The sequence below is a fragment of the Haemophilus sp. HMSC068C11 genome, from assembly GCF_001815355.1.
In the GTDB taxonomy this organism is placed as follows: domain Bacteria; phylum Pseudomonadota; class Gammaproteobacteria; order Enterobacterales; family Pasteurellaceae; genus Haemophilus_D.
In genome coordinates this window covers 270,130-291,960 of record NZ_KV820360.1, presented here as the reverse complement: position 1 = coordinate 291,960, position 21,831 = coordinate 270,130, and the positions used below count along the sequence as shown (strand labels likewise).

19 protein-coding genes are annotated in these 21,831 nt (G+C 39.8%); 13 read left to right on the top strand and 6 right to left on the bottom strand.

What is annotated here, in order from left to right; genetic code table 11:
* Positions 1–20: 20 nt before the first annotated feature.
* The 3 genes from HMPREF3020_RS03190 to HMPREF3020_RS03180 all read right to left on the bottom strand — a co-directional run bounded on the left by HMPREF3020_RS03190 (position 21) and on the right by HMPREF3020_RS03180 (position 2,836).
* Positions 21–809 carry an SDR family oxidoreductase gene (locus HMPREF3020_RS03190; RefSeq protein WP_005635869.1) on the bottom strand — a complete coding sequence of 263 codons (789 nt, stop codon included), beginning with the start codon at positions 807–809 and terminating at the stop codon, positions 21–23.
* Positions 810–895: 86 nt separating this feature from the next.
* A complete protein-coding gene (locus HMPREF3020_RS03185) occupies positions 896–1,651 on the bottom strand; it encodes a Nif3-like dinuclear metal center hexameric protein (RefSeq protein ID WP_070775523.1) in 756 nt (251 codons plus the stop codon).
* Between the two features lie 249 nt (positions 1,652–1,900).
* Entirely contained in the window at positions 1,901–2,836 is a 936-nt protein-coding gene (locus HMPREF3020_RS03180) for a Kdo(2)-lipid IV(A) acyltransferase (RefSeq protein WP_070775522.1), read from the bottom strand.
* 97 nt (positions 2,837–2,933) lie between these two features.
* On the opposite strand from HMPREF3020_RS03180, the gene hldE reads away from it, so the two are divergent.
* The gene (gene hldE / locus HMPREF3020_RS03175; RefSeq protein ID WP_070775521.1) at positions 2,934–4,364 is read left to right on the top strand and encodes a bifunctional D-glycero-beta-D-manno-heptose-7-phosphate kinase/D-glycero-beta-D-manno-heptose 1-phosphate adenylyltransferase HldE; all 1,431 of its coding nucleotides are present in this window, start codon (positions 2,934–2,936) and stop codon (positions 4,362–4,364) included.
* Positions 4,365–4,417: 53 nt separating this feature from the next.
* Here the strand turns inward: hldE and HMPREF3020_RS03170 are convergent, their stop codons facing one another.
* Entirely contained in the window at positions 4,418–6,406 is a 1,989-nt protein-coding gene (locus HMPREF3020_RS03170) for a TonB-dependent receptor plug domain-containing protein (RefSeq protein WP_070775520.1), read from the bottom strand.
* Positions 6,375–6,890 carry a hypothetical protein gene (locus HMPREF3020_RS03165; RefSeq protein WP_070775519.1) on the bottom strand — a complete coding sequence of 172 codons (516 nt, stop codon included), beginning with the start codon at positions 6,888–6,890 and terminating at the stop codon, positions 6,375–6,377. Before HMPREF3020_RS03165 ends, HMPREF3020_RS03170 begins: the two co-directional genes overlap by 32 nt.
* 144 nt (positions 6,891–7,034) lie before the next feature.
* On the opposite strand from HMPREF3020_RS03165, the gene HMPREF3020_RS03160 reads away from it, so the two are divergent.
* The 8 genes from HMPREF3020_RS03160 to rpsO all read left to right on the top strand — a co-directional run bounded on the left by HMPREF3020_RS03160 (position 7,035) and on the right by rpsO (position 13,248).
* Positions 7,035–8,033 (top strand): iron ABC transporter substrate-binding protein, encoded by a 999-nt coding sequence (locus HMPREF3020_RS03160; protein WP_070775518.1) that lies wholly within the window; start codon positions 7,035–7,037, stop codon positions 8,031–8,033.
* A 2-nt stretch (positions 8,034–8,035) separates the two neighbouring features.
* Complete coding sequence (locus HMPREF3020_RS03155) at positions 8,036–9,049, top strand: FecCD family ABC transporter permease (RefSeq protein WP_070775517.1); 1,014 nt, start codon at positions 8,036–8,038, stop codon at positions 9,047–9,049.
* Positions 9,046–9,795, top strand: coding sequence for an ABC transporter ATP-binding protein (locus HMPREF3020_RS03150; protein WP_070775516.1), 750 nt, complete (start codon positions 9,046–9,048; stop codon positions 9,793–9,795). Before HMPREF3020_RS03155 ends, HMPREF3020_RS03150 begins: the two co-directional genes overlap by 4 nt.
* Positions 9,796–9,883: 88 nt before the next feature.
* Positions 9,884–10,618 (top strand): molybdate ABC transporter substrate-binding protein, encoded by a 735-nt coding sequence (modA, locus tag HMPREF3020_RS03145; protein ID WP_070775515.1) that lies wholly within the window; start codon positions 9,884–9,886, stop codon positions 10,616–10,618.
* Positions 10,593–11,390, top strand: a complete 798-nt coding sequence (locus HMPREF3020_RS03140; RefSeq protein ID WP_070775514.1) for an ABC transporter permease — start codon at positions 10,593–10,595, stop codon at positions 11,388–11,390. The genes modA and HMPREF3020_RS03140 overlap by 26 nt, the downstream gene beginning before the upstream one ends.
* Position 11,391: 1 nt before the next feature.
* The gene (locus HMPREF3020_RS03135) at positions 11,392–11,991 is read left to right on the top strand and encodes an ABC transporter ATP-binding protein (RefSeq protein WP_070775513.1); all 600 of its coding nucleotides are present in this window, start codon (positions 11,392–11,394) and stop codon (positions 11,989–11,991) included.
* 9 nt (positions 11,992–12,000) lie between these two features.
* Positions 12,001–12,846 carry a ModD protein gene (gene modD / locus HMPREF3020_RS03130; RefSeq protein ID WP_070775512.1) on the top strand — a complete coding sequence of 282 codons (846 nt, stop codon included), beginning with the start codon at positions 12,001–12,003 and terminating at the stop codon, positions 12,844–12,846.
* A gap of 132 nt (positions 12,847–12,978) precedes the next feature.
* The gene (gene rpsO, locus HMPREF3020_RS03125) at positions 12,979–13,248 is read left to right on the top strand and encodes a 30S ribosomal protein S15 (RefSeq protein ID WP_005628925.1); all 270 of its coding nucleotides are present in this window, start codon (positions 12,979–12,981) and stop codon (positions 13,246–13,248) included.
* Positions 13,249–13,360: 112 nt separating this feature from the next.
* On the opposite strand, the gene prlC is transcribed toward rpsO, so the two are convergent.
* Complete coding sequence (gene prlC / locus HMPREF3020_RS03120; RefSeq protein ID WP_070775511.1) at positions 13,361–15,400, bottom strand: oligopeptidase A; 2,040 nt, start codon at positions 15,398–15,400, stop codon at positions 13,361–13,363.
* A gap of 206 nt (positions 15,401–15,606) precedes the next feature.
* On the opposite strand from prlC, the gene HMPREF3020_RS03115 reads away from it, so the two are divergent.
* The 4 genes from HMPREF3020_RS03115 (at position 15,607) to HMPREF3020_RS03100 (ending at position 21,757) form a co-directional block, all read left to right on the top strand.
* A complete protein-coding gene (locus tag HMPREF3020_RS03115; RefSeq protein WP_070775604.1) occupies positions 15,607–15,978 on the top strand; it encodes a YbaN family protein in 372 nt (123 codons plus the stop codon).
* Positions 15,971–17,533, top strand: a complete 1,563-nt coding sequence (locus HMPREF3020_RS03110) for a peptide ABC transporter substrate-binding protein (RefSeq protein ID WP_070775510.1) — start codon at positions 15,971–15,973, stop codon at positions 17,531–17,533. The genes HMPREF3020_RS03115 and HMPREF3020_RS03110 overlap by 8 nt, the downstream gene beginning before the upstream one ends.
* Before the next feature lie 136 nt (positions 17,534–17,669).
* Positions 17,670–18,311, top strand: coding sequence for a MerR family transcriptional regulator (locus HMPREF3020_RS03105; protein WP_070775509.1), 642 nt, complete (start codon positions 17,670–17,672; stop codon positions 18,309–18,311).
* Complete coding sequence (locus HMPREF3020_RS03100; RefSeq protein WP_070775508.1) at positions 18,308–21,757, top strand: acyl-[ACP]--phospholipid O-acyltransferase; 3,450 nt, start codon at positions 18,308–18,310, stop codon at positions 21,755–21,757. Before HMPREF3020_RS03105 ends, HMPREF3020_RS03100 begins: the two co-directional genes overlap by 4 nt.
* The last annotated feature ends 74 nt before the right edge of the window (positions 21,758–21,831 follow it).

Genomic DNA, 21,831 nt, shown 5'->3' with positions numbered 1-21,831 from the left:
AAAATAGCTTGTACGAAAAATTATTCTTCGCCTAATTCGCCCATTGCGGTGATGCTGAAGCCTGCATCTACGTGAACGATTTCACCAGTAATACCAGATGCTAAATCAGAGCATAAGAATGCTGCTGAATTACCCACATCTTCGATAGTAACTGTACGGCGTAATGCTGCGGTTTTCTCGAATGTAGCAAGCATTTTCTTTAAGTTTTTAATACCTGATGCCGCTAAGGTACGGATTGGACCTGCAGAGATTGCATTCACACGAATACCTTCTTTACCTAAATCAGCCGCCATTACACGAGTTGCCGCTTCAAGAGACGCTTTCGCTAAACACATCACGTTGTAGTTAGGAATTGCGCGCTCTGCTCCTAAGTAAGAAAGGGTTAATAACGCTGCATTTGGATTTAAGTAAGGACGTGCCGCTTGTGCCATAGCAACAAAGCTGAATGCACTGATGTCATGAGCGATACGGTAGCCTTCACGAGTTGCTGCGTTTACGTAATCACCATCTAATTGATCGCCTGGTGCGAATGCGATAGCGTGTACGAAACCATCAAATTTTTCCCAACGTTTGCTTAATTCTGCAAAGCAGTTTTGGATGCTTTCATCGGTCGCTACGTCTAAAGGAAGGACGATGTCAGAACCAAATTCTTTTGCAAATTCTTCTACGCGTGGTTGTAATTTATCGTTTAAATAAGTGAAAGCAAGTTCAGCGCCTTGTTCTTTCATTGCTTTTGCGATCCCGTAAGCAATAGAACGGTTGCTTGCAAGACCTGTTACTAAAATACGTTTACCAGTTAAGAAACCCATATTTTTTTCCTATGTTTGAGTTAAAAAAATCGACAAGATTATACTTGTTTTGTGTGCTTTCGTCAATTAATCACACTTTGTACCAGTTAGGCCGGATTATCAATATCTTTAAATTCTACATCCAAGCCATATTCAGCCGCTAGCCATTCACCTAATGCCTTAATGCCGTAGCGTTCTGTTGCATGGTGACCAGCCGCAAAGAAATGAATACCTTGCTCACGAGCAGAGTGAATGGTTTGCTCCGAAACTTCGCCCGTAATAAAGGCATCACAACCTTGTGCTGCCGCTAAATCAATATAGCCTTGTCCGCCACCGGTACAAATGCCTACTTTACGGATTAAGTGCGGTCCGTTTTCGGTGCAAATTAACGGTTTACGGTGAAGCACTTGTTCAATACGGTGCGCAAATTCTTCAGCAGTAACGGGATCTTTTAACGTTCCCCAAACAGGAATGCTGGTTGCGCTATTTTCTAAAGGTTGAAGATCGCTAATCCCTAATAACTGAGCAAGTTTTGCGTTGTTACCTAATTCTGGGTGGACATCCAAAGGCAAGTGGTAGCCGTATAAATTGATATCATTCACAAGCAAGGTTTTGATGCGTTTGCCTTTCATACCGCGGATGCACGGATTTTCACTTTTCCAAAAATAACCGTGGTGGACAAGTACCGCATCAGCTTGTTGTGCAATGGCATAATCAATCAAAGCTTGGCTTGCGGTGACACCCGTGATGATCTTTTTGATCTCTGCTTTACCTTCTACTTGCAAACCGTTAGGGGCGTAATCATTGATTCTGTCTGTGCTAAGTTTTTCGTTTAGTAAACGTTCAAGTTTTAGATTGTTCATCATTTTTGAGAAAAAAGAAAAGGGTGAGATATGGTAAGGGATTTAAAAAAAAATGGCTAGTGCAAAAGGAGTGGGGGGAATGCACTAGCCAGTAGTGTGTATGTCATAACACAAGTTTACTATCTAAAACCTTAAAACGAGTTCATTATATATTTTATTATATAAAGATCAAGAAAAAAATAAGGAAATTTTCCTTATTTTTCGATATGTCGTTTTTGTATTCGAAAATAGATGAAAAATCAACCGCACTTATGAATACAAACTTGGTTCATCTTCAGTTGGACGCGTTTTAAATCGGCGGTGTAACCACATGTATTGTTCCACGCCTTTTAAGATTTCTTTTTCCACAACTTTATTCATTCTTGCAGCGATTGCTGTTTCATCTGAAAGATCGGAAAAATCCACTGGTGGAGAAATACTGACCGTATAGCCTGAGCCGTCTTTATTACGCAATGGAGCAAAAGGGACAACTTTACAATTTGGTGCAGATTTAAGCAGATAATAACTGCCTGTCGTAGTTGCGGCTTCTTTTACTGCAAAGAAAGGCACAAATACCGCATTTTTTCGGCCGTAATCATGATCGGGCGCATACCAAATGGTTTCACCTTTACGTAAAGCTTTGAGCATGCCACGCAGATCTTTTCGATTCAGCATGTCTTTGTTTGAACGCAAACGACCTTTAATTTGTAACCAATCCAGTACAGGATTGTCATTGGGACGATAAACGCCTACGCCAGGATGATGTAAGCCCACAATACGCGCGCCTAATTCAAGGGTAAGGAAATGGACACCCACAAAGATAATGCCGTCTTGGGCGTTTTCTTTTAAATAATTTAACCCTTCAATTTTTGACCATTTTTTGATGCGAGCATCAGACCAAAACCATGCTATGCCGGTTTCAATAATCGCCATCCCAACGGCACGTAAGTTTTCTTGCAAAACGCCTTCACGTTCTTGAACGGGCATTTCAGGGAAGCAGAGCTCAAGATTTCGACGGGCAATTGCCGCACGACGTTTTCCCACTTTTAATTTTGAGAAAAGCCAGCCTAAGCCATTGCCGATATGACGTAGAATTGGATAGGGAAGTAACAAAAGGCTTCGCCAAATCGCCACACCAAGCCAAAATCCCCAGTATTTTGGGGCTAGAAAGTGCGGTTGAAATTGAGGGAGTTTTTCGTTTTTCATAATTCTTTTCTGGTTAGTTCGGCGTGTAGTTTATCGCAAATTTGAGTTGTGGTAAAATTGCGCCAAATTTTTATTATTCCAACAGAGAGATTTCAAAATGGCTCAATATTCTGCCAATTTTAATCAAGCAAAAGTATTAGTGCTAGGCGATGTCATGCTTGATCGTTACTGGTTTGGTGCGACTAATCGTATTTCGCCGGAAGCACCGGTTCCTGTGGTTCGTGTACAAGATAATGAAGAGCGTGCAGGTGGTGCAGCAAACGTGGCAATGAATATTGCTTCTCTTAATGTCCCTGTGCAAATTTTAGGTTTAATTGGTCAAGATGAAACAGGCACAGCCTTAACCAATTTATTACAACATCAAAAAATTGATTGTAATTTTGTGGCATTGGATACTCACCCAACCATTACGAAATTACGTATTTTGTCTCGTCACCAACAATTACTTCGTTTGGATTTTGAAGAAGATTTTCAAAATGTTGAATGTCATGAGTTGCTTGCGAAATTAGAAGCGGAAGTGAAAAACTTTGGTGCGTTAGTGCTTTCTGATTATGGTAAAGGCACGTTAAAAGATGTGCAAAAAATGATTCAAATTGCACGCAAAGCAAACGTACCAGTCTTGATCGATCCAAAAGGCACAGATTTTGAGCGTTATCGTGGTGCGACTTTACTGACGCCAAATATGTCTGAGTTTGAAGCCGTAGTGGGTAAATGTGTTTCTGAAGAAGAGATCATTGAAAAGGGCCTAAAATTAATTTCAGACATTGAATTGACCGCACTTTTAGTGACTCGTTCTGAAAAAGGCATGACATTACTTCGTCCAAATCAAGAGCCTTTCCATTTGCCAACCGTTGCCAAAGAAGTGTTTGATGTAACGGGGGCAGGTGATACGGTAATCAGTGTCTTAGCTACTGCACTTGCAGATGGTCGTTCTTTTGAAGAATCTTGCTATTTAGCCAATGTGGCAGCAGGTATTGTGGTCGGTAAATTGGGTACATCAACCGTTTCTACTGTGGAGTTAGAGAATGCAATCCATGGCCGTTCTGAAACGGGTTTCGGTATTATGTCTGAAAGCCAATTAAAAATTGCCGTAGATCATGCTAAAGCACGTGGTGAGAAAATTGTGATGACAAACGGTTGTTTCGATATTCTTCACCCTGGCCATGTGTCTTATTTAGAAAATGCTCGCAAACTTGGCGATCGTTTAATTGTTGCCGTGAATACGGATGATTCAGTCAAACGCTTAAAAGGTGAAAGTCGTCCAATTAACAATCTGAATGCACGTATGGCAGTATTAGCTGGTTTAGCGTCAGTGGATTGGGTGGTCTCTTTTGATGAAGATACGCCACAACGTTTAATCGGTGAGATTTTACCGGATTTATTAGTAAAAGGTGGCGATTATAAACCTGAAGAGATTGCAGGCAGCAAAGAAGTGTGGGCGAATGGTGGTGACGTTCGTGTATTGAATTTCGAAAATGGCTGTTCAACTACAAATGTGATTGAGAAAATCAAATCGCTGAAAGATTAATAACTTTATAAAAACAACGGGCAACCTGTTTTACAAGTTGCCCGTTTTTTATTTTAGAATTTATATCGAATATTGCCGAAATAAACACGACCTTCTTCCGGATAACCTGCTTGATAGTAGTAGTTTTTATCAAAGAGGTTTGATACCCCTGCTTCTAAACTTAATCCTGAAACCGGTTCATAGATCAATTTTGCATTGCTGTTTCCAAAACCAGAGAGTTTCACGGTTTCACCGCCATCTAAATAATAACGGCCATGTTCCGCTTCTTGGCTCACATAAAGTGAAAGATTTGGTAACATTTTCCAATCAACAAATGCAAAGAATTTATGTTTTGGCACATTCTTAGCAATGGTATCTTGGGTTTTATTTTTTGCGTGAGTATAGGTGTAGTTTGCCCCTAACGTTAAATTATCGGTTGCAAAAACATTCACGGCTAATTCAACACCTTTAAAGGCTTCTTTACCCACATTTTGATATTGATTGAGTTTCTTGCTAATCGCGATTTCTTCAATAGCATCTTTCACTTCAGAATAGAAAAGTGCGCTATCCATTCTTAACCAATCGCCGAAGGTATGCATATAACTAGCTTCGTAATGGTAAGCGGTTTCTGGGCTTAAGAACGGATTCGGTTCAGTACGACCAAATCGGCGAGAATAACGTTCTTTCATTGTGGCAAAACGTGTTTTCTTCGCAAAACTTAGCGCAAATTCATCATTTTCAGAGAAATGATGGGCAAGTTTGATTTGATAATTAAAGGCGTGTTTATTACCGATATCAAACGGACAAATCGCATTTTTTTGGTGAGTTGATGCACATTGTTTTTCAAATTTCTCTGCACGGTGTGAATCACGTTTGTCGTAGCTGATGCCTGTAATCAGAGAGGTTTGCTCATTAAAATGATGAGTATTTTCTAAACCAAAGCTGTAGGTACGATCTTTATCGACTGCGCTAGGTTCATCATCATTATGTTCGCGATGCACGTCATATTTAATGAGGGTAGAGAATTTTAAGCGATCTTTGGAGGTTAAATCGCCACCTAAATCAAAGCCAGCCCCATAGGCGTAGTCACGATAATAGCTATTAAAGCTTGATTTTTTCTTTTGAGTGCTGAATGTGGCATCATCAAAAGCATGTAGGTCATTTTTAAAGGTGTCATAAAATGCCTTCGTGTTCAATGTGAGATGATGGGCGCCAAATTCAGTATGGGAAAGGAAATAGATACTGTCTTTATCCCACATCGGCCAGCGCCAATAGCGTTCAAAACTATCAGCGCCAGAATAGAACGGTGATTCTTTGGTGCCTTTTTGTGTAGAGAACGCCAGTGCGTATTCATCATGCTCATTTGGCGTATAAGCGACTTTCAAACTTAATTTTTTATCACGTTGTTTAGAATTTTCTGCTCGACCACCATCATCGCCTTTGGGATTGATTTGTTGATAATGATGAGAAAGTTGTAAGCCTTGTTTCTCAATAAAAGAACCACTTACTTGCGCATAAAATCGTTCTTGTTTAGTGCCTAAATCAAAATCTGTTTTATTGGTTGCTGTACCACCACTTTTACCATGTGAAAAGCCATAGCCAATAGAACCTTCGATAGGTTGAGCTGGTTTTTTGGAAATTAAATTTACTGCACCACCCAGCGTATTTGCGCCATAAAGCACAGAGCTTGCGCCTTTAGAAATATCAATGCGAGATAAATCAAAGGTGGTAAAACGACCTAAGTCCATTTCACCATCATAAGGGACATAAACCGGAATACCATCCATAAATACGGGTACCCGGCGAGCATTAAAACCACGTACTAGTAAGTTGTATTCGTTGCGTGCGCCGCCATGTTCGACAAACACACCCGGTGTGCTTTTTGCTACATCAGACACACGATCTTGGTTATTTTTTTGTAATTCAGCTTGATCAATACGCGCGGTGCTGAGATCACTCGCTTTTTCACCGATAACTTCAATTTGACCAAGAGTAAATACATTCTCGGCATAAGCAGGCAAACAAGCCAAACTAATGGCGATGCAAAGCAGTTTCTTTTCCATTGGAACATCCTTTTAGGTTGGGGTTGAAACGTAACTTCAATGCAATGGTGATCGCGGCGAAAATTTTCTCATCATTATGGGGGAAATTTTCTCGTAAAGTGCGGTTAGAATCGCTGAAGTTTATTTTTCCGTTAGCTAATTCAGTGAGTAAAATCGAAGGGGTGAGCTGAAGTTGCTCTGCAATTTGTAGAATTGAAAAGTGCTCAAACGTCATGATTAAACGATCTAAATTGCAATAGGTGGGATAGCGATTATGTGTCACCAAATCGTTAAATTGTTGCACAATTTTGACCGCTTTATTTTTACGATTGAAGAAGTGCAAAACCACGCCCAAAATAAACAGTAAAGCCGAACCTAAATGCCACTGAAAGATGCCCTGAATGGGCCACTGAAAATAGATCCCCAAGCCGCTGAACAATATGCCAGCCAATCCCGCAATGAGCATGCAAAGCAAGCAAAACTTATAAATCACATCCCATTTCATTTTTTCACCTTTAGCTATGAATAATAAATATTATATAATAAAAAATATAACGATGACATTCTACCAAATTTCATTTGCTATGTTAAAAGATATATAGCGTTAAAATAAAGTCATCTCATTTTAAACCGCTAAAGAGAGAAGAATATGAAAAAATGGATAGGTATTGCACTCGCGTTTTATTTATCAACCAGTGCATTCGCAACAGAGGAAATCGCTTATTTGGCAGGGGAATTACCTCCGTCAGCTAAAATTGAAAAAGTATTAAGTGCAGGTAATCCGGCTGACGTGTTGCTCCTTTCAAGTGCGCCCAATAAATTACCGGGATTGGCGGGATTTAATATGGAAAAACGTGGAAAATTGTTTCCTGCAGCACAACAATCTCTCCCAACCTTGGGAAAAATTGCCGGAAAAGGCAGTACGCTCTCGCCAGAGAAAATTGTGGCATTGCAACCGAATTTAATTATTGATGTAGGCAATGTCACCCCAAACTATATCGACCAAGCTAAACGGGCTTTTGAGCAAACGGGTGTACCTTATTTGCTGCTAGACGGCAAACTCAGTGAAACACCCACTACTTTGCGTTATTTAGGGAAAGTGTTAGGCGTAGAAAATCTTACAGAACCTCAAGCGAAGTATGCCGAAGAAACCCTTAAACAAGCGGTCGAAAATGCCTCTAAATTGACCAAAACCTTCTATTTAGCTCGTAGTGCAGATGGCCTACAAACAGGGCAAAAAGGCTCTATTCATACAGAAGCCATTGAAATCGTGGGTTTAAAAAATGTGGTAGAAGGCAATCATAAAGGGCTTACGCAGGTTTCGATGGAGCAGCTTTTATTATGGAATCCTGATGTAATTTTTAGCCAATACCCAGAGTTTTTGCAAACCTTAAAAGAGAATCCGCAATGGCAACAGTTAAGTGCGGTCAAAAATGGACAAGTTTTTTTAATCCCGAATAATCCATTTGGTTGGTTAGATTCGCCACCTAGTGTGAACCGTTTGCTTGGGGTGCGTTGGGTCTCGCATTTAGTTAGCGGTAAACCTATGACTGAATTTACAAAAGAAGTGCAAACGTTTTATCACGTGTTCTATCAGATTGAATTAACCCCAGAGCAAGCGACTCAATTGCTACATGATGTGAAATAGTTATGCCGTATTTTGTTCAACGTAATCCCAAACTCTTTTTCACTTCCTTAGTGATTTTATTAGTCGCCACCATTTTGCTTTCGTTGAATGTGGGGCGATTTCCGATTTCTCCCCTTCAACTTGGACAAGCGATTCGTTGTCTATTTGAAACGAAATGTCAAACGCCTTCTTCCGTTGAAACGGTGCTTTGGCATATTCGTACCCCACGTATTTTGGTCGCCTGTTTAGTAGGTGCCGCATTAGCCGCCGCAGGCGCGACTTATCAAGGGATGTTTAAAAATCCGTTGGTTTCTCCTGATATCTTAGGTGTTTCAAGCGGTGCTGGACTTGGTGCGTCATTGGCGATTTTCTACAACTTACCGATGTTTTACGTGCAGCTTTTTGCCTTTAGTGGCGGTATCTTGGCGGTGCTATGTGTCTCTATGGTCGCATCAAGAAGCCGTAATCAAGATCCCATTTTGGTCTTAGTGCTTTCGGGGATTGCGATCGGTTCATTACTTGGCGCGGGCATTTCACTGTTAAAAATTTTAGCTGATCCTTTCACCCAATTACCTTCGATTACCTTTTGGCTATTAGGCAGTTTCACGGCCGTTGGTATGAAAGAATTAACTCAACTTACCCCTATTTTAATACTTGGTATTCTGCCACTTTTCTTATTGCGTTGGCGCTTAAATCTGCTCGCTTTAGAAGAAGATGAGGCTAAAAGCCTCGGTATTCCTATCCAACGTACGCGCTATATTTTGATTATTTTCACTACGCTTTGTACGGCAAGTGCGGTCTCCATTACGGGGATTATTGGCTGGATCGGTTTGCTTGTGCCCCATATTGCACGATTATTAGTGGGCGCCAATTTCATTTTATTGCTGCCAACATCGTTGTTACTTGGTGCGAGTTTTTTACTTCTCACAGACACACTCGCCCGTACTGTTGCGAGCATTGAACTCCCAATAGGGATTTTAACCTCTGCTTGTGGTGCACCGTTTTTCCTCTATTTATTGTTGAGAGGGCGAAAATGAATTTAATTGAAACTCAACAACTGACGATTGGTTATGGCAATAAACCTCTGTTAGACAAGATCAATTTTGCATTAAAACCTCAGCAAATTTGCTGTTTGCTTGGCGCCAATGGGGCTGGGAAAAGCACTTTCTTAAAAACTTTGCTTGGGTTGCAACCTGCACTCAATGGGCAAATTCTCTTTCAAAATCGACCTCTTGCCACATATTCTGCCGCCGAATTAGCGCGCGAAATTGCTTATGTACCACAAGCTCATGCGCAGCTTTTTCCTTTTCTGGTGCAAGATATGGTGTTAATGGGGCGTTCTGCATATCTAAAATGGTATCAAACCCCAAGAGCCGAAGATAAAGATCTTGCCTTTTCGGCTTTAGCGGAATTACAAATAACCCATCTTGCTAAACGTTATTACCATGAACTCAGTGGGGGCGAAAAACAACTTGTGCTTATCGCTCGAGCCATGGCACAACAAGCGAAATTGTTGATTATGGACGAACCAACAGCCAGTCTTGATTTTGGTAACCAAATTCGAGTGTTGGAAAAAATTAAGCAATTACAACATCAAAATATCGCCTTGTTGATTACCACTCACAACCCACAACAAGCGGTCTATTTAGCCAAAAATATTGCAATGCTCGATCAAGAATTTGGTTTCCAGCAAGGCGAAAAAAGTGAACTGATGACCTTTGAAAACCTCGCCAGAATTTACCGCACTTCAGTTCAGGAATTGAAAAAACATCTCAATTTATAAAAGGATAAATTGGTTTGTATAAATCCGTTATAATTTAATTTATATAAAGATTGTGCTATATTCCATTTAATTTAAATAAGGAGTTTAAATGAAAAAATTAGCTACTTTAGCCGCCTTAATGGCGATCACATTCTCAAGCCAAGCTGCTGATCTTTATCTTTATGCTGGCGCGGGTTTAAAAGAGCCGGTAGAGAAAATTGTAAAACAATTTGAGCAAAATACGGGCAATAAGGTCACTGTGGAATATGGCGGTTCAGGTCAAATTTTGGCACGTTATAACCAAGTAAAAACTGGCGACTTATTTTTATCCGGTTCGGCAGATTATGTCGAGAAATTGGCTCAAGACAATCAAGTTAAAGCCGTTGAGCCATTGGTTTTACACATTCCAGTAATGGCGGTACGCAAAGATAAAAGTGTGAATATTCATTCTTTTAAAGATCTTGCCGAAAGTAACTTACGTTTGGGAATCGGCGATGCCAAGGCAATGGCGTTAGGTAAAGGGGCCGAGAAAATTTTTGAGCTGTCTGGTTATCAACAGGCGTTGAATGAAAAAGTGGTTGTCAAAGCGGCTACCGTGAAACAATTGATGATGTATCTATTGAATGGAGATGTGGATGCCGCGGTTGTCGGTCGTTCCGGTGCGTGGAAAGTGCGCGATAAAGTAGAAATCTTGCCAAACCCACAAGGCACACAGCAAGAGAAAGTCACCTTAGCGTTACTTTCATCTTCGGCACATCCAACGGAAGCTAAACAGCTATTTGATTTTTTCCATACAGAAGGCGTGAAATATTTTACCGATGAAGGCTTCTTACCGGTTAAATAAAAGCATCAGTTTAAAGTTAGCACTGCTCCCCTTAATGTTGTTATTTTTAACGGTACTGGGAACGGTGCTTGCTTTAATTGGGCAATTAAATTGGCATTTTTTCAAACAGGTGTTGTTTGATCATGAACTGCACTTTGCCTTAATGCTTTCTTTAGGGACTTCGCTTTTTTCGCTAGTTGTTGCATTATTAATTGCATTACCTGCCGCTTGGGTGATGAGCCAAATTCGCCTGCCGCTACAAAAGCTAATTGATACTGTGCTGGACTTACCGATGGTTTTGCCACCCTTAGTTACGGGTTTAAGTCTACTTTTGTTGTTCGGTTCACAAGGTTGGCTGAGTTCGCTGATTCCAGAGATTAGTCGTTGGATTTTTAGCTCTATTGGAATTGTGGTGGCGCAAAGTTATATTGCCACCTCAATTATGTTGCGTAATGCACGTGGAGTTTTCAGTTATTTTGATGATGGTTATCGGCTTGCCGCCTATAACCTAGGTTTAACACCTTGGCAAAGCCTGCTTAAAGTTGAGCTACCTATGTGTTGGAAGCCTTTGCTGTGTGGCGCAATTTTGGCTTGGGCGCGCGCCATTGGTGAATTTGGCGCGACTTTAATGCTGGCTGGTGCTACCCGTTTTAAAACAGAAACTTTGCCAGTGGCTGTATATCTCAATATTTCCAGCGGTGATTTTGAAATTGCGATTGGGGCAGCCTTATGGCTTTTAATGATTTCAGCCTGTTTACTTTTTTTATTACGCGTGCTTAATCGGGAACTTTAGGATGTTACAGATTCAACATTTACAGGTTGGTATTTTAAAGGATATTAGCCTAACGGTTGCAAACGGTGAATCGGTGGCGATTGTTGGGCAGTCTGGCAGCGGAAAAACTACGCTTCTCAATGCCATTGCCGGTTATTTGGATTATCAAGGCACTATTACCTTTAACCAATGTGCTTGGGATAACCTCGCCTCTTGGGAAAGACATTGTCGTTATTTAAATCAACGTTTATATCTTTTCCCTCATAAAACTGTAGGGGGAAACTTAAGTTTAGCGAAACCAGAGAGCACTAGACAGGAGCAACTTGATTTATTGGCACTGTTGAACATTGATACGTTGATCGATCGTTATCCGCACCAATTATCGGGTGGGGAGCAACAGCGTGCAGCACTGGCTCGGGCGCTAATCAATCCACCGGATGTGATGCTATTAGATGAGCCATTTTCATCATTGGATTGGCAAACCCGTCAACAGATTTGGCAAAACGTAAAAAGCTTGCTCAAAGCCTTCAATCTCACCACATTATTAGTGACCCACGAACCTAAAGAAGCAGATTTTCTAGCGGATAGACAAATTCATTTACATTTAGGGCAATTAATTTAAGGACAAACTATGATTTATTTCTCAGACAAAGAACTCGATGATTTTTTATTGGAAGATATTTACCGCGGTGACTTAACCACGCACGCATTAGGGCTAGAAAAAGTCCCAGCAAAAATTGAATTCAAACGTAAAAATGCCGGAATGGTAGCGGGGATTTCGTTGGCAGAACGGTTACTGAAAAAATTAGGCATTACGCCTCAGGTTTATGTGAATGAAGGGGAAGCAGTTGAAGCCGGTGCTTTATTGCTAAGTGCGGTCGATTCTGCGGATAAATTACAGCAGGCATGGAAAGTGGTGCAGCTTGTATTGGAATGGTCTTGTGGCGTGGCGCAATACACGGCGGAGATGATTGCTAATGCCAAAGCCATTAACCCGCATGCGGTGGTGGCTTGTACCCGTAAAAGTATCCCGAATACCCGCAAACTGGCAACTAATGCAGTGTTGGCTGCTGGCGGACATATTCATCGTCAAGGCGTGAGTGAAACCTTATTGGTTTTCACTAACCATCGTAATTTATTGGCTGAACCGAATAACTGGACACATATCGTGGAAACCTTGAAGGGTGAAGCGCCAGAAAATAAGGTTACCCTTGAAGCAGACAATTTTGCACAATTTGAACAAATGATTATCGCTTCTCCAGATATTATTCAGCTAGATAAATGGTCGGTTGAAGACGTGAAAGCGGCTTTAGATCTCATCAAAGCACAAGGTAGAAATATTACGCTTTCTGTTGCAGGTGGGGTGAATAAAAATAATGTGGCAGATTATGCCAAGTTAGGCATTAATTTATTTATTACCTCTGCACCTTATTATGCGGCACCAGAAGATATTAAGGTGGTAATTACTAAGGCATAGAATTTAAAGTGCTTCTTTACAATAATTCCTTGCTTTTATTGGCTTCAATCGTTAAAATTCAGGCTCCTTGTCATCGCTGAGTTAGAGATCGGCGAATGATGTATTAATAACACTACCTTTTAGGAGTAAAAAATGTCTCTAAGTACTGAAAAAAAAGCAGCAATCGTTGCTGAATTTGGTCGCGATGCGAAAGATACTGGTTCTTCTGAAGTTCAAATCGCATTATTAACTGCACAAATCAACCACTTACAAGCTCACTTCGCTGAGCACAAAAAAGACCACCATGGTCGTCGTGGTTTATTACGTATGGTTTCTCGTCGTCGTAAACTTTTAGACTACTTAAAACGTACTGATCTTGCTTTATACCAAAGCACTATCGCTCGTTTAGGTTTACGTCGCTAATTTTTATTACGATAGTAAAAATAAAAGCCTTCGAATTACCGAGGGCTTTTTTATTTTCTGCATATTGGAAGATAAAAAAACGGTCAAAAATTTGACCGCTCTTTTTTAGTTATTAGTTCGCAATGCCTTTATGATGAAGCAATGCGTCTAATTGAGGTTCACGTCCACGGAAGCGTTTGAATAAGACCATTGGTTCTTCAGAGCCACCACGAGTGAGAATTTCATCCAAGAAAGATTTACCGGTAACTGGATTGAAAATTCCTTCCTCTTCAAAGCGAGAGAAGGCATCTGCAGATAGTACCTCAGCCCATAGATAGCTGTAATAACCTGCCGCATAACCGCCAGCAAAGATATGGCTAAAGCTATGTGGTGTTCTTGCCCATTCTACACCTTTAATCACGGCCACTTTATCTTTCACTGCTTTTAAGGTATCAAGCACTTGGTTGGCTTTACCTGCTTCAAAAGTATGGTGAAGAGTAAAATCAAACAAGCCAAATTCAAGCTGACGTAACACAAACATCGCCGCTTGATAGTTTTTTGCTTTAAGAAGTTGATTTAATTTTTCTTCTGGCAATGGTTCGTGCGTTTCAAAGTGACCCGAAATAAAATCAAGCGCTTCTTTTTCCCAACACCAGTTTTCCATAAATTGACTTGGAAGTTCTACTGCATCCCAAGGTACACCATTGATACCCGCAACATCCGGCACATCAACTTTGGTGAGCATATGGTGAATGCCATGACCGAACTCATGGAAGAGAGTGGTAACTTCATCATGGGTGAATAGAGCAGGTTTATCACCAATAGGGGCGTTAAAGTTACACGTTAAATAGGCAACAGGTTTTTGAATTGAACCGTCAGCATTACGTTTTCTGCCAATGCAATCATCCATCCAGGCACCGCCACGTTTATTTTCGCGCGCATAAAGATCGAGATAGAAACTGCCACGTACCTCATCCGTTTCATCAATTAAATCAAAGAAACGCACATCTTTATGCCAAGTATCTACGCCAAAACGTTCAACTGCACGAATATTAAAAATACGTTTAATTAATTCAAATAAACCCGAAATAACCCGATCTTCAGGGAAATAAGGACGAAGTTCTTCATCATTGATCGCATATAAATGTTGTTTTTGTTTTTCAGAATAGAAACTGATATCCCAAGGGGCAAGTTCAGTAACGCCAAATTCTTTTTCACAATAAGCTTTGAGGTCAGCTAATTCTTTCTCACCTTGTGCTTTTGAACGATCTGCAAGGTTATTTAAGAAATCTAACACTTGTTGTGGGTTTTCAGCCATTTTGGTGGCAAGTGAACGTTCAGTGTACGTATTGAAACCTAACAATTTCGCTAGTTCCACGCGTAACGTCATGATTTCTTCAATGATCGCTGTGTTATCCCATTTACCTGCGTTTGGACCTTGATCTGAAGCACGAGTCGCGTAAGCTCGATACATTTCTTCGCGTAGTGCTGCATTTTCACAATAGGTCATAATTGGCAAATAACTTGGAATTTCTAACGTAAAACGATAGCCTTTTAGGCCTTTACTTTCAGCAGATTGTTTTGCTGCAAGTAATGCAGATTCAGGAAGACCCGCTAATTGGCTTTCATCTTCAATGACTTTTTCCCAACCCATGGTGGCATCGAGTACATTATTGCTAAATTGTGCGCTTAATTCTGATAAGCGAGCAACAATCTCACCATAACGTTTTTGTTTTTCTTCGGATAAACCGATACCTGAAAGCTCAAAATCACGCAGTGCATTTTCAATGGCTTTCTTTTGTGCTACTGAATAAGTGGCAAATTCAGGACTATTTTTTAAGGCTAAATAAGCGTTGTATAAGCCTTTGTGTTGACCTACCCAGGTGCTGTATTCAGAGAGTAGTGGCAAGCAGGCTTGGTACGCATCACGTAATTCAGGGCTGTTTTTAACTGAATTTAAATGGGAGATCGGTGACCAAGCACGACTTAAGTGTTCTCCTGCTTCAGAAAGTGGTTCAATAAAGTTTTCCCAAGTAAAGTGCGGTTGTTTTAAAACTTGTTCAATGGCTTGACGATTTTCTTCGATGAGTTTTTGGATTGCCGGTTGAATATGTTCTGGTTTGATTTGAGAAAACGGAGGTAAGCCTTCAATATGAAGTAATGGATTAGACATAAATATTCCTTTTGCTAACTGTTTCTTTAGTAAATTGCGACAAATTCTATAATATCAAGGTTGAAAAATCTAAAAAATCAGTAATAATTGCGTATCACTTTTATTTAGGAATGATGATGAACGACGCGTTATTGTTTTCTGGCTTAATCACGTTTTCGGTTATAGTCGGTTTTGTTGCACTTAAATTCTTCCCCAAAAATCCTTTAATTAAAGCTATTTATATTGTACTTGGTTGTATTTCTTTGGTTTTAGGCGTGATTGGTATTTTTCTACCCATTCTTCCGACAACACCTTTTTTGTTGCTAACACTTTATTCTTTTGCGCAAGGTTCATCTCGCTTAGAACGTTGGTTTTTAGAGACAAAGCTTTATCAAAAGTATCTGAAATCTTTTAATGAACGTCGTGCATTAACAAAAAAAGCAAAAATTTCTATTCTAACCTTTTCAACTATGATGCTTTTAATTGGCTTTTACTTTACTCCAAGTGTAGTGGGGCGAACGATCATTGCCATTTTAATTGCGGTAAAATATTGGTTCTTTTTCTTTTGGATTAAAACAGAAGACGTTGAAAATGGATAATGCTTTCCTTACTAGGCTTAAAAGTGCGGTCATTTTAGGTGTCGTTTTTGGATTAAGCGGTTGTGACAAATTAAATAGCCCGAAATCTACAAACACGGCAACAGAAGAGAAACCAACACAAAGCCAGTCTATTGAACAAGAAAATACTTCAAAACCGAGTAGAACTTTACTGACTCGGGCGTTTACTCATTCTCCTTCTTTTGAGCCTTGGTTTGTGCGTTATCCTGAACAAGAAAACTTATTGCGCGATTTATATGAAGGCTTAACCGCTTATGATCAGGAAGGACGAATCGTGCCGGGTATCGCAGAAAGTTGGCAAACAAAAGACAACAAAACCTGGATCTTTACCTTACGTGAAGGGCTTCGTTGGTCAAACGGTGAACCTTTAGTCGCTCAAGATGTGATGCTTTCTTGGCAAGCGTTGTCTCAATCCAATAGTCCATTAAGATCTTATTTGGCTTATCTTAATCTAAAAAATGCGAAAGGCGTTTTAGAGAAAAATAAACCTTTTAAGAGCTTAGGAATTTATGCGGAAAATGACCGCACTTTACGCATTGAGCTTGATAAACCAACACCGCATTTGCCGGAAATGTTAGCGCATATTAGCCTTGTGCCACAATATAGCGATCCTGATTCTCCAGTGACAAACGGGGCTTATATGATCGAAAGTGAAAGTGTGAGAAGCATACACTTAGCGAAAAACCCCTATTATTGGCAGAAAAATAATGTCGCTTTTGAACGCGTAGCTTATCTACCTTTTGTTGCGCCTAAATTGGCTGAATTTGATGTGGTGGTTGATGTACCTGAAGTTCATTCAGATCTTCAGCATTTTCCGAAGCTTTGTGAGTATTTTTATGAATTTAATTTAAACGATCCTAAACTTGCTAAGGCAGATGTGCGTAAGGCGATCGCTTCGTTGGTTTCTGTCACGAATATTGTGAATAATGAGATTCCAGCGGCAATTCCAAGTTCTTATTTTTTACCGAAAGCTATGCTAAATGGACAAGATTCAAGATGGGAGCCCGTTGTTGCCGAGCAGTTATTGGCTCAAAATAAAATTGATGAAAGACATCCGCTACATTTAAATGTGCTTTATGATGATGCGCCCTTGCATGTGAATATCGCGCAACGTGTAGTAGGGCAATTAACGCAGTCCGATATGTTGCGTGTGGATGCCCAACCCGTCAATTGGCAAATATTACAAATGAAACGCCAAAAGGGTGATTTCCAAGTCATTCGTTCTGGCTGGTGTGCAGACTTTAATCATCCGATGGCATTTTTGGGTTTGTTCTATTCTAAAAGCCCCGATAATAAAAATGGCTATGCCAATGCAGAATACGATCAACTTTTTGAGCAAGCACTGAAAAGCTTAAATGAAAAAGAGCGGTCAGAAATTTACTTAAAATTAAGTGAGAAGATCCAACAGGAAAACCTTGCTTTACCGCTTTTCCAGTACACCACACCGGTTTATATTTCTCCAACTATTATGGGGGCGAAGAAAAATTCAGTGGGCGTCATTTACAGTAAGGATCTATGGCGAAAAGTTGAAAACTAAAGCTGATTAAGAAAGTTGTTCATAATGTGATGAGCAACTTTTTTATTAAACCTAATTAAAAGTGTAAAGCAACACTATTTACTTTTTGTTTTTATACGCTACAATACACAACAAATCAACCTAGAGGGAAATCCTGATGTTAAAAATGAATGATTTGGTTAAGCTTAGTCAGACACCAAAATCCACGGTGCTGTACTATGTGAAAGAAGGTTTGTTGCCAGAGCCGGTGAAAGATAAACCGAATTTTCATCTCTATGATGAACATTGTGTGAAGTTGCTTAGTTTTATTAAATATCTACAAAGCAATTTCAATGCAACGATTTCACAAATTAAAGCACTTTTTGCTCATCCTCATTTTGATTGGAATAATCCTTATGAAAGCCTTATTGGATTATTGGATATCATCATGGGGGCAGAAAATGAGGTATTCACTATTGAGCAATTATGTGAAGAATTTCATCTTTCCGCTAAACAAATCGAAGATATGGTAGCGGAAGGCTTATTGAATCCTCGTGAAGGCATTTTTACAGCAAAAGAACGTGATATTTTGGCGATCTTGGCTCGTTGTGATGAAGCCGAAATGGATGTAGTGAAAGCTTATTTGACTGCAGCAAAAATGTTAGCGGAAAAAGAGGTGAATGTGACTTTAGCGGCATTAGCCAATAGTGAACAAAAAGATGAAAAATTAAAACATTTATTTGATTTATTGTTGGTGTTAAAACCTTATCTCTTGAATATGAAAACCTTTAATCTTTATCAAGCGGAGAGTGCGAAATGAAACTCTTAAAATATGCTGGCTTTGTGCCTTATTTAGCCATTGCCTTTATTAATGCCAGTGTGGATTTAGCACATAAAATTACCATTCAAAATGTGTTGCTGAAAAGTTTTTCAGGCGAGAGTTTGGTGGTTTTAACGGCATTAATTAATGCGATGATTTTATTACCGTTTATTTTCTTATTTTCCCCTTCGGCATTTATTAACGATAAATTTTCTCGCACCAATGTGATTCGTTATAGCAGTTTAGCGGCAGTGGCGATTAGCGCGGGGATTTTATTGAGTTATATGACGGGCATGTTTGCTATTTCCTTTGTACTGACATTGATTTTGGCGGCGCAAAGTGCGGTCTATTCTCCAGCCAAATATAGCATTATTAAATCAATTGTGGGCACTGAAAATATCGGTATGGCAAATGGTGTGATTCAAGCACTCACCATTGTGGCTATTCTGTTTAGTTCTTTTGCCTTTTCTTTCTTCTTTGAAGCACATTATGTGGCATCAGATGACCCGAATGAAGTATTACAAAGTGTTTGGGTGATTGGTGTAGCATTAGTATTGCTGAGTGCATTAGAAGCCTATTTTGCTTTTAAAATCCCATTCTTTAAGCAAGAAGCTGAGAATACAGATGGTCAGTTTGATATGAGAAAATACCTTTCTTTAGGGTATTTAAAAGATAACGTTCGCACATTAAAAGCAGATCAAAATATTTGGTTGAGTGTCATTGGGCTAAGTCTATTTTGGGGCGTGTCACAAATTATTGTGGCGGCATTCCCTGCGCATTATAAAGCGATGTTCAATGAAGATAATGCAGTTGTCATTCAAGCAATTCTTGCGGTGAGTGGAATAGGGCTTGTGCTTGGTTCATATCTTGCAGGACGTGCTTCTCGTTTGCATATTGAGTTAGGTATTGTGCCGCTTGGTGCGTTGGGTATTTGTGTGTCGTTATTCTTCTTAACTCTAGCTCAAAGTGGGGTGGTATTAGCACTTTGTTCTTTTGTCTTTGGTTTCTCTGGCGGTTTATTGATCGTGCCATTGAATGCAACCATTCAGTATTTCGCACCTGAGAAAATCAGCGGCAAAATCATGGCGGGTAACAACTTTGTGCAAAACGTGTTCATGGTAGTGTTTTTGCTATTAAGCATTGTTTTTGTACAACTGAATGTTTCGACTCAAGGTTTATTCTTAGTGACTTCGGCTGCATGTTTTGCTGCGAGTTTATATACCATGTCGAAAGTACCCCATTTATTTACGCGTTTATTCTTGCTCTTTGCATTAAAAGCGAATTACCGTTTTCATGTGGAGGGGTTAAAAAATCTTCCACAAAGTGGTGGCGTGTTGTTATTAGGTAACCATATTAGCTGGATTGACTGGTTGGTGTTACAAGCGGCTAGTCCGCGTGCGATTAAATTTGTCATGTATCGTCCGATTTACAACAAATGGTATCTCACTTGGTTCTTCCGTATTTTCAAAGTGATTCCAATTGGTGGTGGTTCAAGTCGTGAATCTATTGAAACCATTCGTGAATATTTAGCGCGTGGTGAAGTGGTGGCTTTATTCCCAGAAGGTCATATCAGTTATAACGGTCAAATCAATGAGTTCCAAAAAGGCTTTGAGCACGTATTAAAAGATTTAGAGAATGTGACGACTGTACCTTTCTATTTACGTGGATTATGGGGTAGCAGCTTCTCCCGTGCGGATTCTTTCTATAAGAATTTAACTAAACGCCAAGGTAAACGTGAAATTTTAGTGGCATTTGGTAAACCAATTCATGGCTTTATTGATGCGACAGCGATGAAGCAAAAAGTACTCGAACTTTCTTTCTCCGTATGGGAAAAAGTCATGAGTAAACGTAAACCACTTATGCACCATTGGTTGAATTCGGCAAAATCGAATTTATTCAAAGAAGCCGCGGTGGATGCGCAAGGCACTAAACTGAATAACCTGAAATTTATTGCTGCAGTGCTAATGTTTGTGAAAACCTTAAAAGCTGCTTTAGGGAATGAAAAAAATGTTGGTGTGTTATTACCAAGTTCATCAATTGGAGCAATTATCAATATGACCTTAATGGTGATGGGCAAAGTACCGGTAAATTTAAACTACACGCTAAGCCCTGAAGTGATGGAAAAAGCCTTGAAAAAAGCTAATATTTCGCAAGTCATTACCTCTGAAAAATTCTTGGATAAATTGAACGCAAAAGGTTTTGACTTTAGCCAAGTGGTGGCTGATAAAGCCCTCTTTATGGAAAATTTAGGGAAATCGATCACTAAAGCGAATAAAGTGCGGTCATTTTTAACGGCGTTTTTAGCGCCACAATGGTGGATTAAATTACGTTACTTTGCAGACGTAAGCTTGGACGATAATGCAACCATCTTATTCAGTAGTGGTAGTGAAGGTGATCCGAAAGGCATTGAATTAAGCCATAAAAATTTACTGACTAACATTAAACAGATCGGTGAATTATTAAACTTCCATAAAGATGATGTGATTTTGAATTCCTTACCAATTTTCCACTCATTTGGCTTAACCGTGACAACTTTATTGCCATTGTGTGAAGGCATTAAAATGGTGAGTGTGGCGGATCCGACTGATGGGGCGACAGTAGGAAAAATGTGTGCTCGACATCGAGTGAGTATTTTATTTGGTACTTCAACTTTCTTTAGATTGTATGTACGCAATAAGAAATTCCATCCGTTAATGCTACAAAACGTACGTATGGTTATTGCGGGCGCTGAAAAATTGAAAGCAGATGTAAAAGAAGCCTTTAAACTTAAATTTGGCTTAGAAATTTACGAAGGTTATGGCGCAACTGAAACAGCACCGGTAGCCAGTGTTAATATGCCTAATTTACTTGATCCAGAAACCTTACAGGAATTTACCTTCAATCAAGCTGGTACAGTCGGTATGCCATTACCGGGCACCATTATTAAAATTGTGGATCCAGAAAGCTTGCAGGAATTACCAGTCGGCGAAGACGGCTTGATCTTGATTGGTGGTGGACAAGTCATGAAAGGTTATTTGAATGCACCAGAAAAAACAGCAGAAGTGATTGTTGAAATTGATGGTGTACGTTATTACAAAACCGGCGATAAAGGCCACATTGATCATAACGGCTTTATTACCATTGTGGATCGTTATTCTCGATTTGCTAAAGTCGGCGGCGAAATGATTAGTCTCGGCAGCGTGGAAGAGAAACTTTCACAAGTATTTGATGAAGAAAATCAATTCGTTGCGGTGGCTGTAAGCGATGATAAAAAAGGCGAGAGCATTGTGCTTTTAATCAAATCAGTGCTTTCTTTAGATGAGATTAATGGACGTATTAAAGGATTAAATGTACCGCCGATTATGCTGCCAAGCCAAGTTTTCTTAGTGGATGAAATTCCAATGTTAGGAAGTGGTAAAGTGGATTTCAAAGGCGCGAAGAATCTGGCGATGAGCTTGGTTAAGTAAAGAAAATTGTCATAAATAAAAGAGCGGTCAAATTGACCGCTCTTTTTGTTATTTAATGAACCTCATTTAGGTGT